The organism is Flexithrix dorotheae DSM 6795, from assembly GCF_000379765.1.
Lineage (GTDB): Bacteria > Bacteroidota > Bacteroidia > Cytophagales > Flammeovirgaceae > Flexithrix > Flexithrix dorotheae.
The window spans coordinates 21,644-39,709 of the sequence record NZ_KB903434.1; the positions used below are offsets into that span (position 1 = coordinate 21,644).

General features: G+C 35.8%; 12 protein-coding genes. 5 read left to right on the plus strand and 7 right to left on the minus strand.

What is annotated here, in order from left to right; translation table 11 throughout:
- Window positions 1-32: 32 nt before the first annotated feature.
- Window positions 33-2,078 (minus strand): GAF domain-containing SpoIIE family protein phosphatase, encoded by a 2,046-nt coding sequence (locus A3EM_RS0108650; protein ID WP_020527797.1) that lies wholly within the window; start codon window positions 2,076-2,078, stop codon window positions 33-35.
- A gap of 286 nt (window positions 2,079-2,364) precedes the next feature.
- Here A3EM_RS0108650 and A3EM_RS41900 point away from each other — a divergent pair, with 286 nt between their 5' ends.
- The gene (locus A3EM_RS41900) at window positions 2,365-3,861 is read left to right on the plus strand and encodes a BamA/TamA family outer membrane protein (RefSeq protein WP_020527799.1); all 1,497 of its coding nucleotides are present in this window, start codon (window positions 2,365-2,367) and stop codon (window positions 3,859-3,861) included.
- Between the two features lie 35 nt (window positions 3,862-3,896).
- Here the strand turns inward: A3EM_RS41900 and A3EM_RS0108665 are convergent, their stop codons facing one another.
- On the minus strand, window positions 3,897-4,265 hold the full coding sequence (locus tag A3EM_RS0108665; RefSeq protein WP_020527800.1) for a transmembrane 220 family protein: 369 nt from the start codon (window positions 4,263-4,265) through the stop codon (window positions 3,897-3,899).
- Window positions 4,266-4,397: 132 nt separating this feature from the next.
- On the minus strand, window positions 4,398-5,444 hold the full coding sequence (locus A3EM_RS0108675) for a Gfo/Idh/MocA family oxidoreductase (protein ID WP_020527802.1): 1,047 nt from the start codon (window positions 5,442-5,444) through the stop codon (window positions 4,398-4,400).
- 408 nt (window positions 5,445-5,852) lie between these two features.
- Between A3EM_RS0108675 and A3EM_RS0108685 the strand changes: the two genes are divergently transcribed.
- From A3EM_RS0108685 to A3EM_RS0108695, 3 genes are all read left to right on the plus strand, one after another.
- Window positions 5,853-8,237 carry an ABC transporter permease gene (locus tag A3EM_RS0108685; RefSeq protein WP_020527804.1) on the plus strand — a complete coding sequence of 795 codons (2,385 nt, stop codon included), beginning with the start codon at window positions 5,853-5,855 and terminating at the stop codon, window positions 8,235-8,237.
- Window positions 8,238-8,336: 99 nt separating this feature from the next.
- Window positions 8,337-9,302: a hypothetical protein gene (locus A3EM_RS0108690; protein WP_020527805.1), complete on the plus strand. Its 966-nt coding sequence runs from the start codon at window positions 8,337-8,339 to the stop codon at window positions 9,300-9,302.
- Between the two features lie 73 nt (window positions 9,303-9,375).
- Window positions 9,376-10,638, plus strand: a complete 1,263-nt coding sequence (locus A3EM_RS0108695; protein ID WP_020527806.1) for a M16 family metallopeptidase — start codon at window positions 9,376-9,378, stop codon at window positions 10,636-10,638.
- Between the two features lie 40 nt (window positions 10,639-10,678).
- Here the strand turns inward: A3EM_RS0108695 and A3EM_RS0108700 are convergent, their stop codons facing one another.
- Window positions 10,679-11,449 carry a TerC family protein gene (locus tag A3EM_RS0108700; RefSeq protein ID WP_020527807.1) on the minus strand — a complete coding sequence of 257 codons (771 nt, stop codon included), beginning with the start codon at window positions 11,447-11,449 and terminating at the stop codon, window positions 10,679-10,681.
- A 440-nt stretch (window positions 11,450-11,889) separates the two neighbouring features.
- On the opposite strand from A3EM_RS0108700, the gene panB reads away from it, so the two are divergent.
- A complete protein-coding gene (gene panB, locus A3EM_RS0108705) occupies window positions 11,890-12,708 on the plus strand; it encodes a 3-methyl-2-oxobutanoate hydroxymethyltransferase (protein ID WP_026210185.1) in 819 nt (272 codons plus the stop codon).
- Between the two features lie 19 nt (window positions 12,709-12,727).
- Here the strand turns inward: panB and A3EM_RS41905 are convergent, their stop codons facing one another.
- From A3EM_RS41905 to gyrA, 3 genes are all read right to left on the minus strand, one after another.
- The gene (locus tag A3EM_RS41905) at window positions 12,728-13,438 is read right to left on the minus strand and encodes a hypothetical protein (RefSeq protein WP_020527809.1); all 711 of its coding nucleotides are present in this window, start codon (window positions 13,436-13,438) and stop codon (window positions 12,728-12,730) included.
- Between the two features lie 169 nt (window positions 13,439-13,607).
- Window positions 13,608-14,879 carry a tetratricopeptide repeat protein gene (locus A3EM_RS0108715; RefSeq protein WP_020527810.1) on the minus strand — a complete coding sequence of 424 codons (1,272 nt, stop codon included), beginning with the start codon at window positions 14,877-14,879 and terminating at the stop codon, window positions 13,608-13,610.
- A gap of 495 nt (window positions 14,880-15,374) precedes the next feature.
- Complete coding sequence (gene gyrA, locus A3EM_RS0108720) at window positions 15,375-17,891, minus strand: DNA gyrase subunit A (protein WP_020527811.1); 2,517 nt, start codon at window positions 17,889-17,891, stop codon at window positions 15,375-15,377.
- Window positions 17,892-18,066: the final 175 nt, after the last annotated feature.

Here is an 18,066-nt window from a genome sequence, read left to right on the forward strand (position 1 = left end):
TGTACGTGTTTAATATTGAAATGGTTAGCAAATTAAAATTTAATTATCAAAACAGTGTAATCATCATCAATATTTGTGTCATTTTTAAAGCTAATTAATTCTTCGATCAAAGATTTTCCAATTTTCTTTAACGGCAACTTTTTATGACTCTCAAAATGTTTATGTAATCGATCATACCCATATTGTTCCGATGTTTCATTGTTCATAGTTTCTACAATTCCATCGGTGAATAGCATCATCAAATCATTTTTTTGAAATGGCAATTCATTAATCTCCACATAGTTTTCATACCGGTCATTTCTCACAATTCCCAAACCTAATCCTCCTGTTTCCAGGTATTTCACTTTATCTTCATCACTTTTATAAAATAAAGTAGGGCAATGACCAGCCCTTGAGAAGGTGATTTTTTTTGTTCTTGTATTGATGTGATAATAACTCGCAGTAATAAAAGCCGATTTTTCCAAACAATCAGATAATGCTGCATTGGCCTTCACCAAAAATTCTGACGCATTTAAGTTTGACCTTACCAAAGCCTGGAAAATTCCTTTCATTTGGGCCATATTAAAAGCCGCTGAAATTCCCTTTCCTGCAACATCGGCAATTATTATCACAAAATCTTCCTCCGAAATTTTGAAGAAATCGTAGTAATCCCCTCCTACTTCTGTAGCCGATTCAGAAATGGCAAAAATTTCAAAATTCTCATTCACCCACTGCTCTTTGGGCAATAAGCGGGAATGTACCCTTTTGGCAATTTCCAATTCCCCTTTATACCGTTCGTTCTCAACTGCCTGGGAGATCAGGTTAAAATTGTGAATAGCAATCCCAGCCTGGGCCACAAAAGTATTCACCATTTCTACCATGGAATTATCAAAAGCATTATTGATATGTTTCATCAGAACCATGGTGCCAAGGTTTTGCTCACCTGATTTTATAGGTACTGCCAAAATGGATTTATATTCCTGATGATTAGGACTAGTGAAAAAATTCCGCTTCCCTATAATTTTTGTTTTTTTGCCATCATAGCCGGAATTATATATCAACTTTTTAATTTCCAGGGCTTTCCGGTCGGAGAAGTTTATACATTTAAAATCCTTGCTTTCATTTGTCTGCAACCATGAAGCATCTGCAGCCACTGTGTTATGGGTACTATCCAACAATATCTGATAAAGGGCTTCTACATTTTCCCCTTCTATTATAGTATCGCTAAGTTTATGAAAAATGGAAAGCTCCTTAATTTTCTTCTCAAATACCGAAGAAGTGGGCAGGTTGAAAATTATAACTAAAAGTGATGTAAATGAATAGGTTATGATGAAAAGAAATAGCCCTGAAAAGAAAATATTTTGTCCATAATCTCCTAATATTAAACTTTCGTTTTCCTGATACGAAGACAGACTGGCATAAAAATAAGCCAGACAAAAAAGAATAACCACCAATTGAAAAACACTGGTAATTTTTTGGGAAAACACTAAATGAGGAACCCATTTCAGATTCACACTTATCACCATTATCCAGATAAAGAAAAAACCAATCAGTGGGGTAAAAATGACTTCCAGGCTATCTATTTCAAAAAAATGAAGGACAATTGCAGAGAATAAAGCATACTCAAAACCATACCAGGAGAAAAAAGCAAATTCACTTTTCTCGTACAAAATCATTCTCTTCCAAATGACAAAAGCAGAAAAAAGCAGGGTAATTAAGAGTGCAAATTCAATGTAAAAAGTAAATATTTTTATAAGGTGGTCATTATTTGGTGTTGAATGAAACACATTGGATAATAATGACAAAATCCCTGAAAATAAGGTACAAACCAGGGCGGTGAGAAATACCTGCCATATCATATCATGGAGTACTACATGTCTTTTTTCCCTGGTTTTTTGCCAGAAATAAATGTAGATTCCAATAATAAAAATGTTGAGAAAAGTACCTTTAAATACTGGTGAGAAGTTTTGATTCTGGATATGAAGTTCGTAACGATATTGCTCAATAAGACCGGCAAATAACAAAATCCCCCAGCTTAGTGAGGCCAATGTTAAGGCAATCCTTCGGAAACTTTTGCTGGTCAACTGAAACAATTTCATTTAGTCTATCTTTGTGCTACTTTCGAAGCTGCTAATTTTGAAGGATTTATTTAAAAAACAGTATTTTATTTAAAGAGATCGGTATAAATTTATTTGAGGATTGTTTTTTTATACCAAATAGTTGCAAAGCTTGTTTTTGAAGTTTGGAAGCTTCAATTACTCCATACATCTAAAGGCTTCAAAAGTAAAAAAAAGTTGAAAAGTTGCCAATCAATTACAACCACAAGTACCAGAATTCAAATTTGGGTACATTTATTTTTTTAAATATAATCAACAAGTTGAATTAATGATAGACTGGATATCAGTTTCTGTAAACAATCAAAATTTTATAATCGCAAAAAAATGTGGCAGATTTCTTTCACTGCTTGCCATTAGTATATTTCAATTTAGTCATTTATTTGCCCTTGAACTAAATCATCCTTCAGCGCCTGAATTCTCCGGTACAAAAGATAGTTTAATTGTAAATGAAATCGTGATTATTGGAAACAAAGTCACTAAAAAACATATCATTTTAAGAGAGCTCGATTTTAATGTGGGAAGTAAAATTTCTGAGGAAAATATTTCTCAGTTTTTCGAATTGGAGGAAAATAAACTAAGAAACACCAATCTATTCATTACACAGGAAATCGATTATTATGAAGCAGGGACTGCTTCAAATGAAATTGTAGTTCAAATAAGCCTGAAAGAAAGATGGTATACTTTTCCTATTCCCATCATTAGCCTGGCTGACCGAAGTTTCAATGAATGGTGGCAAAACCAGAACCATGATTTAAGCAGACTGAATTATGGCATCAATTTTAAAAGAAAAAATTTCAGGGGTAGAAAAGAAGATTTGGGGATTTTGTTTCAATTTGGCTTTACCAAAAGAGTAAGACTAATTTATAGGGTCCCCTATCTCAATAAAGCCCAAAACCTGGGTATTACCACCAGAATTAGTTATGCTGAAAATAAAAATATGGCTTACAATACCATTAACAACAAACTTACAAATGTGGATGGAGATGGCAGGGTTATGAGGACCCGGTTTGATGCAGGAATTTCCCTCACGAAAAGAGACGGTTTTTATAATTTTCATACTTTTGGACTTAGATTTTTTAATAATAGTATTGCCGATACGGTGGCTCAACTCAATCCGGATTATTTCCTTGATTCGGTCCGTTATCAGAAGTTTTTTGAATTAAGCTATAGCTTCACTAAAGATTTTAGGGATTTTGCAGCATATCCCAGAAAAGGACATTATTTCTCGGTAGAGGCTTATAAGTTAGGACTGGGGCTTTGGGACGATGTGGATATTTTTGGAGTGGCTGGGATTTATTCAAAATATATGGATTTGGGTAGCAACTTTTTTTATTCATTGTCAGCCTCTGGAAAATTATCATTTCCTGAAAAACAGCCTTATAACCTTTTTAAAGCGCTTGGTTACAATCAAAATTTTGTAAGAGGATATGATTTATATGTGGTTGATGGTTACCATTACGGACTTATCAAAAATACGATGAGATGGAAATTATTCGATAAGGAGATTAATGCAAAAAATGTAATCCCTATCGATCAGTTTAATACCATTCCGCTTGCCATTTATCTTAAAGGTTATTTTGATGCTGGCAGAGTGAGAAACAACAATGTGGAAATTTTTAATGAAAGACTAACAAACAAGCCCATATATGGTTATGGGCTTGGATTGGATATTGTTACCTTTTATAATGCAGTTTATCGCTTCGAGTACTCCTTCAATAACAATGGTGAATCAGGCTTTTATTTATATTTTAAGGCTGATATTTAACAAGAGCCGTACAAAGCTTCCGTGATATTAAGATGTTAAGCAATCTTTCTCTTTCTTGCAGCCTGAAAATGAACTAACAACACCACAAAAGTAATAGCCAGACCGAAACATTCCCTGGCCTCCTCAATGAAGATTTTATTGGGAGCCATTTTCTCAAATATTTCATCAGTATTGTGATTGGCAAACCAGTCGTAGACTCCGGGAGACAAATAAATGGTGCCCACAAGACTTAGTGTCATCAAAATTCCTATCAATGGAATATTATATTTATCCATAATAGCGAAAGCAGAAATTCCCGCTACTATCGCATAAAAAGTGGCCCAAATATATGGGTCAGGATCATTCAATTGAACAACAGAAAATACGGCAAATAAAAAAGTAAAAATGATGTTTAAAATTTTCATTATATATACTTTATTTCGAAGTTGGATTCGTTTTTTGCCGCAAATATCCGATAATCAGGGGAAATTCTCAATATAATATTATTCCATTTATCATCAGCAGCAAAAAGAATATCATTTCCATTCAATTCACAATTATAAAGTGATTGTTTTCCTCTGCTGATGACTTTCCTGAGCCAGTTCAATGATTTTTATCACGTCCAATGATTCCTCCGGTTTTACTAAAAGTGGCTTATTTTCCCGAATTACTTCATATATATTCTGATAATAATCCTGATAACACCCTGGAATAGTTTCGATCTGGCCTTCTATATGCAAGCCTCCTACTTCTGTATTTAGCCAGCCAAAGTCCTCCTCATTTTCAGTTCCCCAGTCGTCACCAACAGGTAGAAAACCAGCCTTCAGCATATCTTCCTGCGGATCTATTCCATATTTGGTAAAAGAGCCTAAAGTACCATGGCAGGTATATCGGGGACCAGCTTCTCTCACCAAATATCCAGACTTTAACAACACTTTTAAGTTATCATAATCCATGCGGATTTCGTAATTATCAATTACTTTTCCCCCCGTTCTGGTAATTCTCAGGTCAGCAGTTACTGCAGTGGGCATTCCAAATAACACCAATGCCTGATCAATCATATGGGAACCAAGATTATATAAAATACCTGTTCCTGCTCCTTTTTTCTCTTTCCAGGTATTTTCCTGAATAAAATTTCGATATCTATCGTAATGAGATTCAAACTCTACAAGTCTCCCGACTAACTTATTTTCAATTACTTTCTTTACTGTAAGAAAATCCCCATCCCATCTGCGGTTTTGGAAAACACTCAGCATTTTTCCTTTTGCTTTCGCCAGGTCAATTAATTTTTGACCATCTTCGGAAGCGATGGTAAATGGTTTTTCTACAATTACATGTTTCCCTTTTTCCAATGCTGCAGTGGCCATTTCCACATGTAAATGATCCGGGGTATTTACAATGATCAGTTCTATTTCCGGATCATCAATGAGTTCTTCATATTTTCTGGAAATTACCGCATATGGATATGTATCTGCAGATCTGCTATGGGTTCTTTCTAATATTTTACTGATTTTAAAACCATCATTCGATGCCAATAAAGGACAATGGAAAACCTTACCCGACATTCCAAAAGAGGCTACTCCAACTTTTATCTGATCTTTCATTTTCTTAGCAGTTGTGATTATTTATTTTGAGAATTAATTTTTCTGAAGAGATTTTAGGGAAAATTAGAGATCCTCAGGCAATTTTCCAATTCAGGGATAAAGGATTCATACAATTCAATGTGGCAATTCACCCATCCTTTTATTTTAAAAAATTCATCCCAATAAAAAGCCAACTACTGATGGTAACCATTTCTGTATCAATATTACCACTCGAAAAAATCTATTGGACTCAGGAATTGGAATTTCATAGATTTATTGAGACTAGTGTGACTAACACAAAATCCGGATTTGTTTTATTAGTGTTAATCAAATAATTACCGGGAACTTTCTTGTCAAATAAAATTAGCTCCTGTCGCACCAATGTAATTGAAAAGAAATTTTTTTAGTGTCATAAACTTACAAAAGCATATGTTTAAAAATTACCTGAAGGTAGCCATTCGAAATATCCAAAAAAGCAGGGTAACGGCTGTAATTAACATTTTGGGTCTGGCTGTGGGCATGGCCTGCTGCATGCTGATTTACATTTTTGTTCAAAATGAACTTTCATACGATAAATTCCATAAAAATTCCGACCGGATTTTAAGAGTTTTAACCATTGATAAAGCACTTGGTGTAAGTAACAACCTGGTTGGTATTACCTACCCTCCCCTTGGCAAAGCCCTTAAAGAAGAATTTCCAGAAGTTAAAGAAGCTGTAAGAATCAATTTAAGTGGGAGAAATCTGGTCACTTATAAAGATCAGAATTTTTATACTGAAAATCTGGTGTATGCAGAGCCTTCCCTGTTCACCGTTTTCGATTTTGAATTGAAAGAAGGAAAAAAGGGCCATGTATTATCCACACCCTATACCGCAGTGCTCACCGAAACTATGGCAAAAAAAACTTTTGGAGTTGAAGACCCTATCGGAAAGACCATTACATTAGACAATCAAAATGAGATAGAAGTGGTAGGCATTATGGAAGATGTAAAAGATAATTCTCATCTGAAATTTGATGTGATGGTTTCCCTATACCCTACTCAGCAGGACTCAGGCTGGGTGCAATGGCTGGATTCATGGAATTCTATAAGTATGTCCACTTATATTTTACTCGATGCACCCGAATCCCAGACTAAGGTTGATGCCAAGCTTGAAGACCTGATCAGAAAAAAAGGGGTGAGAGAAAGTTTTAATGTCACCACACAGCGATTTGAAGAAGCTCATTTACAATCTTCAGATATTTTATTCGATGGTTTAAACCAGGAAAAAGGTCAAATTGGCTATGTGAAAACACTCACCATTGTAGCCATTTTCGTCATTCTGATTGCTTCATTCAATTTTATGAATCTCTCTACAGCACAATCATCAAAAAGGGCCAAGGAGGTAAGTATGCGTAAAATTCTGGGCTCAAACAGAGGACAATTAATTTTCCAATACATTGGCGAATCAATATTCCTGTCATTTTTGTCTCTGTCACTTGCCTGCATTTTAGTAGCCGTTTTTGGTTCTTATGCTGCTTTGCCCATTGAAAGCAACCCCATTTTATTTCTCTTTTCCCAACCGGAAAATTATATCATCATTTTGGGAGGTACTCTTTTGTTAGGTATTATTTCAGGAATTTATCCGGCAGTAGTGCTTTCAGGTTTCCAGCCTATCAAAATTGTGAAAGGGAAATTTACCAGTGGCAAAAAAGGCGTCTTCCTTCGTAGAGTTTTGGTAGTATTGCAATTTGCCGTTTCCATTGGCCTGATTATCGGGACTACCATCGTTTTCCAACAATTGGATTATATCAAAAATAAAAACCTGGGATTTGACAAAGATCAAATCATCAATTTAAGATTAGCCAATCAGGAGCTTCAGGAAAAAGCAGTAACCTTAAAAAATAAATTAGAGCAAATTTCAGGTATAGAGAAAGTCGCTTTTGCTTCATCTTTGCCAGGTCAGGGATTTGGCAGAAGGGGAATCGTCCCTGAAGGTTATAGCCAGGATGATGATCCCTGGATTGTAAGCATAATGTCATGTAATGAAGATTATTTTTCCCTGATGAATATGGAAATTTCTGCTGGCAGGAATTTTTCTCCTGAATTCGGAACTGAGCGGGAAGAGTCTATTATCATCAATGAAGCTGCTGCAGAAGCGATAGGATGGGATGATCCGATTGGGAAAAAAGTGCAGATAAGACAAACTGATATGACTGTGGTCGGAGTAGTAAAGGACTTTCACTTTACCTCCATGCGTCATAAAATTGAGCCTATCCTTATCAGTTACCTACCTGAGGCAAATAATTCCATGGTGATAAAAATAAAAGGTGGAAATATTCCTGAAACAATTGCCCAAATGGAAGAACAATGGGCTGAAGTCAACCCTGCCTTACCTATGGAATATACTTTCTTTGATGAGGATTTTGGTAATCTATATCAAAGTGACGAAGTTTTTTCATTGTTAATTATCAATTTTACCTGGCTGGCCATTTTTATTGCATGCCTTGGCCTATTTGGACTGGCTTCTTTCATAGCCGAGCAAAGAACAAAAGAAATTGGAATCCGAAAAGTACTGGGTTCAAAAATTTCTGCTATTGTAGTTTTATTGTCTTCAGAATTCGTAAAGCTGGTATTAATTTCAAACCTGATTGCCTGGCCCATAGCCTATTTTGCCATGGAAAACTGGCTTCAGGATTTCCAATATAAAATAGATATTGGATTTGGCTCATTTTTAATGGCAGCTTTTCTGGCTTTATTCATTGCCTTGGCCACTGTAAGCTATCATTCCATAAAAGCAGCCTGGGCAAATCCGGTAAATAGCCTGAGAAGTGAGTAATTTTTGATTTAAAATAAATATGATGAGGGAAGGCTATTTGTCTTCCTTCTTTTTTTGGGCAAAATTGGAAATTAGGGTTTTCCCCAATAATTTGAAGGCATGTTGGAAATCAGAAAATATCAGGAGACTTTAAAAAAGGACTGGGATCAATTCATAGCGGATTCACAGGCATCTTCTATTTTATTTTTCCGAAATTTCATGGAATATCATGCCGATAGATTTCAGGACTTTTCCTTAGTGATATTGGAGGATGATAAAATTTTAGGAGTCCTTCCTGCTAATACTCATGACGGCATTCTGTATTCCCATCAGGGACTTACTTATGGAGGGCTTATATTTAGTAAAAAAATAGATGTGGAAACAACCTCAGCATGCTTTCATTCCCTTTTTGATTATTTACATCAGCAAAACATCAATAAACTTATTTATAAATCCTGTCCGGACTTTGTAAAATCAGAACCTCATTCAATTGAAGATTTTTCTTTCAATCGGGTAAATGCCCGGCTTATTAATCAGGAAATTAGTTTTGCAATCAATTTAAAGACACCTGTTCACATTCAGCAAAGAAGAAAAAGGGGAATTAAAAAAGCGTCAAAGCTTGGATTAAAAATTCACCTGGATGAAAGTTGGGAAAAATTCTGGGAAAACCTGGAAAATAATCTATATACAAAATTTCGAACTCAGCCTACACATGCTTTAAAAGAAATCCATTATCTGAAAAAACAATTCCCGGATCACATTCATCTTTTTACCTGTCATAAGGATACAGACTTGCTTTCCGGAATGGTTATTTTTACCAACTCCAATTTTGTGCATGCCCAATATATTTCCAGTTCAGAGAAAGGAAGAGAGCTGGGTGCAGTAGATTTTCTAATGAATCATCTGCTCAGTCATTTTTCAAATTACAATTTTTTCAGCCTGGGTGTTTGTACCAACAAAGAAAATAATACCATTAATAAGGGATTAATGAACTGGAAGGAAGGCTTTGGCGCAAAACCCTTTATACAAAACACCTATTCTTTGGAGACTAAAAATTTCCATCTACTCGAAAATATCTTCGTTTAATACACTTTCTTGATTTATTTTTGACAGCTCCATTAAAATCTCAGGGATTTTGAGGAAGAAGTAGAAAGGAAACATGACGGAATTTGAAGAATACACCTTTCCAAATGGGATAAGGGTTTTACATAAGCAGGTAGAGAATACTAAAATTGCGCATTGCGGTTTTATTCTCAATATTGGCAGTCGGGATGAAAAGCCTCACCAGATTGGCATTGCACATTTTTGGGAACATATGGCCTTTAAAGGCACTAAAAAAAGAAAGGCCTATCACATTTTAAATCGTCTCGATTCGGTTGGTGGTGAAGTGAACGCCTATACCACCAAAGAAAAGATCTGTTTTTATGCTTCTTTGCTGGATGAACATTTCGAAAAGGCTGTAGATTTATTATCGGATATCACTTTTAATTCTGTTTTTCCCGCCAAGGAAATTGAAAAAGAAAGAAGTGTGATATTGGAGGAAATGTCCATGTACAAGGATGATCCTTCAGATGCCATCCAGGATGAATTCGATGAAGTCATATTTGGCGATCATCCCTTAGGTTACAATATTCTTGGAACTAAGGAAAGTGTCAGGGCTTTTCATAAGGTTGATTTCGATAATTTTATTAGGGAAAACCTGGATACTGAGGAGGTTATTTTTTCCAGTGTAAGCAAACTGCCTTTTAAAAAAGTAATAAGAATCGTGGGAAAATACCTTGAAGAAATTCCAAGGCTTCAGGCACCAAAAAACAGACAGCTTTTTACCGGTTATTCCGTACAACAGGTTACCAAAACCAAGCAGATTAGCCAATCCCATTGTGCCATCGGTACTACTTCTTTTCCACAAGATCATGAAAACAGAATTCCGTTTTTTATGTTAGTTAACCTCCTGGGAGGCCCCGGAATGAATTCAAGGCTAAATTTGGCTATAAGGGAAAAATATGGATTTGTTTACGGCATTGATGCCCATGTGACATCTTTTCAGGATACCGGCTTATTTGCCATTCATTTTGCAACTGAGACTGAAACATTAAAAAGATGCAGGTCACTTGTGAATAAGGAACTGAAAAAACTAAGAGAAAAGCCTCTGGGAAGTCTTCAGTTGCATGCTGCCAAACAACAAATTATGGGGCAACTGGCTATGTCCGATGAAAGTAATCTGGGTTTCATGCTCATGATGGGTAAAAGCATGCTAGACTTGGGAAGAATTGAAAGCCTTAATAGTATTTTTGAACAAATTAAGGCGGTTGATGCAAAAAAAATCATGGAACTTTCCAATGAAATTTTTACAGAAGAAAAACTCAGTTCTCTTACTTTTATGCCAGACCCTGAGTTTTTAGCTCAAAAGGAAGAAGATTAATATAAAAATTCTTCCTTTTGAAATTCCAGAAAATGCCACACTAATTTTTTTCTTCTACTTCAGCTCCTTGTAGCAGTTCCTGTTTGATGGTATTTTTCCTGGTTTTCATATTCAGTAATTCTACTATAAAAGCAAAAGCCATGGCAAAATAGATGTATCCTTTGGGCACATGCTCGCCAAATCCCTCAATGACCAGCAAAAACCCTATTAATACCAAAAAAGAGAGGGCAAGCATTTTAAGTGTAGGATGTCTTTCCACAAAATCTCCAATGGATTTGGCCGCAAAAAGCATAATGGAAAGAGAAATAATTACTGCTGTAATCATAATGGTTACATTTTTCACTAATCCAACGGCAGTTAAAATGGAATCAAAAGAGAAAACTATATCAATGATTACAATTTGAAAAATGGTTTTTGCCATACTTGCGGTAAAAACCTTTGTTGTTTTTTCTTCATGACCTTCAATTTTATCGTGAATTTCTGCAATACTTTTAGCCATTAAAAACAAACCTCCACCCAACAGGATCAGGTCTCTGCCACTAAAATCCGGATCTACATGAATTGTTTCAAAAAAACTGATGCTGAAAATAGGTTCCTGAAGTCCAATTATCCAGGTAATTCCCAATAACAGCAAAATCCTCACTACCAGCGCAAGAATAATTCCTACATTTCTCGCTTTATCCCTCTGATGCGGTGGCAGTTTGTTGGCCACAATGGATATGAAAATAATATTATCAATGCCAAGAATTATTTCCAGGCATGTAAGGGTGAACAAGCTAATTAGTCCAGCCGTGGTGAGTATTTCAGCCATTCTTTGTTATCTTCTTAAGTAGTAATTCAAAATTAATCGTGTATTATTTTGCCATAAAAGACCGATAGATAGATTACTATTTCTCGGAAATAATAGCACGGGTGCTTATTTAATAGTTTAAAACCTTTTGGTATCCGTTTTTTACTAATTTTTTGGCAATAAAATAAAACTTTCAATACGAGTAAATTTAAAAAAATGTTGAGTCAAATTTATGCGTAAAAGTTTAATCCAAAGGAGTAATTTAATTTCGTAGTGAAGTAATTAATCTCAAATTAATCCCCTTAAAATTAACATATTTGTCATTTCCCCGAAATATACAGACCTTCGCAATTAAATTGAAAAACCTCCTAAAATATTTAAAGAAAAACCCTATCAATTTAGAGTAATTCTGGCAATATTAAGGATATTATCTACTTCCATTTTAATCTAAAACTGGTGCAATGTCAGTCCATCAATCAAACATAAAGCGCGTTACCACTCATATTTTGCAGGAAATGAAGGCAAGGGGTGAAAAAATATCCATGCTTACCGCCTATGATTTCTCCATGGCAAAAATTCTTGATGCTGCCGGCATTGATATACTTCTGGTTGGCGATTCGGCATCCAATGTAATGGCTGGAAATGAGACCACCCTTCCTATTACCTTAGACCAAATGATTTATCATGCTACCTCTGTGATAAAGGCTGTAAAAAGGGCATTTGTAGTGGTGGATATCCCCTTTGGTTCTTATCAGGGAAATTCTTCGGAAGCTTTAAGATCTGCTATACGGATTATGAAGGAGTCCGGGGCACATGCTGTAAAACTGGAAGGAGGACGGGAAATAAAGGAATCTGTTTTGAGGATATTAAGTGCTGGTGTACCTGTAATGGGCCATTTGGGTTTAACTCCTCAGTCTATTTATAAGTTTGGCACTTATACCGTTCGGGCCAAAGAAGAAGAAGAAGCTAAACGGTTACTTGAAGATGCTAAAATTTTGGAAGAATGTGGCTGTTTTGCCATTGTACTGGAAAAAATCCCGGCCAAGCTGGGGGAACAAGTAGCCAAATCGGTGAATATCCCGGTTATTGGTATAGGTGCTGGTGGCGGTGTAGATGGACAGGTTTTAGTCACACACGATCTGTTGGGTATTACCAAAGATTTCCAACCCAGGTTTTTAAGAAGATATGCCGATTTGTTTAATGTAATGACCGAAGCCGTTCAGGGATATATTAAAGATGTGAAAGGAAAGGAATTTCCCAACAAAAAGGAATCTTATTAAGATTGGTTGTTTTCTTTAGTTATCTCCTTCGTCTTTTATTTTTATCTTCAAATGAAAGCGGAGCGTAAAAGGAAAATTTCACCCTGAAAATATTATCATTTCCGGATTTTTCTCCGAGTTGAGAAATATTATCAAGGTAATCCGTAAGTGGATTTACTAATCCCATTTGATACCCTATTCCAAATCCTGGTTTAAAAAAATACAAGGCTCCTAAATTGGTGGGAAGTTGAAAAGCATTGGTATTGTAATCTTCATCAGTGGCTCTGGTATCTATTTCCTGAGTAAGTTCATTTCCCGACTCATCTTTCGGTAAAAACTTCATAAATCCAACACCCTGACTTAGGTAAACAGCAAAATTTTCTTTTTTTATAAGGTTAATAAAAAGGTTGTAGTTGACTGAAAAGACATCTGTAGCAAAAAATTTATTCACCGTTTTTGTATTGTCTTCAGGCCTTGTTAAAAACAGGTTTTGTCCTTTCAATTTCCCAAAGCTAATTTCAAACTGACTATTCAACCTTTTTTTCCTATTCAGTTTTAATCCCAAATGGACAAATCCATTCCATTTTGAATATGTTTCATTTAAATCTCCTTTATATGCATTTGCGCTTAAACCAAAGTCCAGTAAAACTTTAGGCTCACGGAAATACATTTTATTTTTTTGTCCAAAAGTCTTGAAAGTGGTAAGGACCGAAAGTCCTACAACCAGGAGAATATACTTTATGGAAAGCATAATGGAATTTTAAATTCAAATGACCAAAAAATAAATTGGTCCAAAAATTTTAATTTGTCATTCCATAACGCATGAAGCCCCAGACTAATATGTGTTACCATTGTTCCAATAAAAAAAGTCCCTAAACCAATCAGGTTAAGGGACTTTCTCTGTACTGAAATAAGTCTAATTATTCTCCAGCTTCTGGTAAAGCCTCAAGTTGCTTCCTTACAGCAGCTAGTTTTTCTTTTTCGCCTAAGTAATAGAACATTCTTTCCAGAATTTCATAAGACTGTCTTTCCTTTGGCTCAAGTTGTGTGATTTTTTCAAAATAAGGAACTGCTTTTCCAAATAAATCCTTTCCTTCTTCTTCTAATTTTTTACCCTCATCACTGGTGAATTTACCGTTCATATCCTTATGCTCACCTGATGCTACGATCTTTTTATTTCCAAGTGTAAAATACATAGCTCCAAGGTTGAAGTTAGCATCATAATAATCAGGATCTAACTCAATGGCTTTCTTATATTTCTCAGCTGATTTTTCAAAATTATCAGTTCTGTCATAAAGAATACCTAAGTTAAAATAAAGTTGTTTGTCTGGTTTTGCAGCAACAGCATCTTCAAGAGAGGCAATAGCTTCATCAGTCTTATCTAATCTGATGTAGCAATTGATTTGGTGCGTTTGTAAGTCCTGATCTTCAGGAAAAGCTTTTCTACCTGCATTTACGGTTTCCAGTGCAGCAGCATAGAACTCAAGCATTTTAGCCGAATCAGCAGCATTTTCAGCTTCAGCTCTCATTTCTTCAGCCAAGTTCAAATCAAGTTGTGCCAAATACTTAAAACCAGTTGGTTTGTCGTAATTCAAATCGATTAATTTTTGGCAGTAAGTTCTGATTTTTGCCTCGTCAGCAGGCTCCAGGTTATAAGCTGCATTGATGATGTTCAGCACAGAGTTCGTATCAGTTGGAACCACTACCAGTACTTTCTCAAAATTTTCTATTGATGTCTCTAAATCATCAGCGTTGTAAGCATCTACCGCCTTATTAAAGAATGCACCATAAAGATTATCTACGATTGGAGCAGCAAAGCCAGGAAGCTGAGGACCAAAAGCCTCCATATAAGTCTGGGTAGATTCTTTTTCATATTCCTTTACTTTATCCAAAGCACTCATTACTTCTTCCAAAGGATTATCAGAAAGAGACGCATATTTTTCATCCTCTGCAAGAGCAATTGCAGAATACACTTTTGCCTTGGTTAACCAAGGCTTACCTTTAGTTAATTTTTTCGCATTTTTAGGCTCAGCAATATATCCATCGATATGAGCTTTGGCCATGTCCAGTTCTCCCTTATTCAGGAAATCAATAGCTTTAAACTCTGATGGCTTTTTAATTTCTTGTGCATTTGTAATAAAAGCAAAACAAAATGCAGTTATGTAAATAAATGATAAAACAAAATTTTTCATACTAAATGAATTTAAGTTTGAAGATTAGCCTTGCAGGACTAACTTAATTACTAATTTTATTGTCTAATTAATTGAAATTGTGAAATATTAGTTTGGTAGTATTAAGATTATGCTCCTATTTATTTTATTAGTTTTGCAGGCATAAATTTCATTCCTAATTACAAAATCCTGATCTGCAGATACAAAAATAAAAAAATTAATATTTATTCCCTTAATTATTAAATGTAAGTTATCCCCAATTTTACCAGATTTTCAGCATCATTTTTCCCTGTGTAAAGGAATGAAATGAAAACTTTAGGCCCAGTTCGCGGACTTAAGCAGGGAGAAATACCCAGAATGATGTGTTAGGATTAATTGATTTTTCCGGCTGGTTGGCAGAATAATGAAAGATACGGCACTATTCATAACTGTTGATGATTAATGCCTGCTAATATTTAGAAAGAATAGCCTGCTCCAATTAAAACTAATCAGACCAGGCTATTTAAAACCGAAAGATTATTCTTCTCCTCCCTCTGAGCTTTCTTCTTTGTCTATATTTTCCTCAGTATCAACTTGTGACTCAACCTCTTCATCAATCCTTTCTATTTTTGCTACAGAAGCAATTTCATCATTATCATTCAATCTAATCAGTTTTACACCCTGGGTAGCTCTACCCATTACCCTGATGGCATTCATACTCATCCGGATAGTAATTCCTGATTTAGTGATGATCATTAATTCATCAGTATCATTGACATCCTTAATACTAATTAACTGACCGGTTTTTTCCGTAACATTTAAAGTTTTTACTCCTTTTCCTCCTCGGTTGGTAATTCGGTAATCATCAATAGAAGATCGTTTACCAAAACCTTTTTCCGAAACCACCAGCAGACTTGATTCTTTATCTTCCACACATACCAGCCCAATTACCGAATCTTCCGGACCGGCAAGGGAAATCCCTCTCACTCCTGAAGCGCCTCTCCCCATTGGTCTTACCAAAGATTCATTGAACCTAATCGCTCTTCCGGATTTTAAGGCAAGTAAAACTTCATGGTTGCCATTGGTAAGCTGTACGTCCAATAACTGGTCTCCTTCTCTCACGGTAATGGCATTGATTCCATTTTGCCTTGGCCTAGAATAAGCTTCTAATGTAGTTTTCTTAATAACACCTTTGGTGGTAGCCATCACCAGATAATGGTTATTAATGTAATCCTCATCTTTCAGGTTATTTACATTAATCACCGCTTTTACGCTATCGTCCTTATCAATCTGGATAAGGTTTTGCATTGGCCGTCCTTTGGATGTTTTTCCTCCTTCCGGAACTTTATAAACTTTTAACCAGAATACCTTACCCATTTCCGTAAAAATAAGCAGGAAGTTATGGCTACTGGCTATAAATAAATGTTCCGGATAATCATCCTGTTTGGTTACCACACCTCTGGAACCAACACCACCTCTTCCCTGAGTCCTGTATTCTTTTAATGGGGTCCTTTTCATATATCCCTCATTGGAAATCGTAATTACCATTTCCTCATTAGGGATCATATCTTCTACTTCAAAATCCTCTGCATTGAAAACAATCTCAGATCTTCTTGGATCACCATATTTATCTTTCAGCCCTGTCAACTCTTCTTTAATGATATCCATTCTCATGCCTTCATTAGCCAGAATTTCTTTCAAATCCTCCACTAATTTCAAGACTTCATTATACTCCGCCTGGATTTTATCACGCTCAAGACCTGTCAACCGCTGAAGTCTCATATCCAGAATAGCTTTCGCCTGAACTTCGCTCAAACTAAAGTTTTCCATCAAGCCAATTTTGGCCACTTCAGGATCTTTTGAATTCCGGATTAATGTAATTACTTCATCCAGGTGATCAAGAGCAATTAATAAACCTTCTAAAATATGAAGCCTTTTTTCAGCTTCATCAAGATCATATTGCGTTCTTCTGATCACTACCTCATGCCGGTGATCAACATAATGCCTGATAAGATCTTTTACATTTAGTGTTTTTGGTCTTCCATTTACAAGGGCAATATTATTAACACTAAATGAAGTCTGAAGCTGAGTTTGCTTGTATAGGGTATTCAATACCACATCCGAAATAGCATCTCTTTTCAGTTCATAAACTATCCTGATACCATTTCTGTCAGATTCATCTCTTATATCGGAAATTCCCTCAATCTTTTTATCATTGATTAAGGCAGCTGTCTTTTCAATCATCATGGCCTTATTCACCATATATGGAATTTCGGTCACTACGATTTGTTCCCTTCCCGATTTGGTTTCCTCAATTTCGGCCACAGATCGCATTACCACCCGGCCTCTTCCGGTTTCCAAAGCTTTCTTTACCCCATCATAACCGTAGATAATTGCTCCAGTTGGGAAATCAGGCCCTTTGATATGCTCCATCAGGCCATCAATAGAAATCTCCTTGTCATCTATATAGGCAATAATGCCATCTACTACTTCACCTAAATTATGCGGAGGCATGTTGGTTGCCATACCTACGGCAATACCAGAAGTTCCATTTACCAAAAGGTTTGGAAATTTCCCGGGTAGCACAGATGGTTCCTGTAAGGAATCATCAAAATTCCCCTGAAAATCTACTGTATTTTTTTTGATATCAGCCAGCATCTCACCAGCCACTTCCTTAAGCCTGGCTTCTGTATACCTCATTGCCGCTGGGGAATCGCCATCGATTGATCCAAAGTTTCCCTGACCATCAACTAATGGTACTCTTAATGACCAGTTCTGAGCCATTCTCACCATTGAGTCGTAAACTGATGAATCTCCATGGGGGTGGTATTTACCTAAAACTTCCCCTACAATTCTTGCTGATTTTTTATAGGGGCGATTGTAGTAAACCCCCAGGTCAGCCATTCCAAATAATACTCTTCTGTGTACTGGTTTAAGGCCATCTCTCACATCTGGTAAGGCCCTTGAAATAATTACCGACATCGAATAATCGATGTAGGCACCTCTCATTTCATCCTCGATATTAATCGGGATAATATTTTCTCCTTCAGCCATTATTTTCTATTAAAAAACGTCTTAATAATAAAGGGGTGCAAGATACAAATTAATCATTAATTAATCATATAATGATGGCAGCTTAATGCAGTTTATCGGCATTTTATCCAACTTTTTAAGTTTTTTAAGAAAATTTCATGGAGCTGCCATATTTCTCTTAATCCCATAAAGGAAT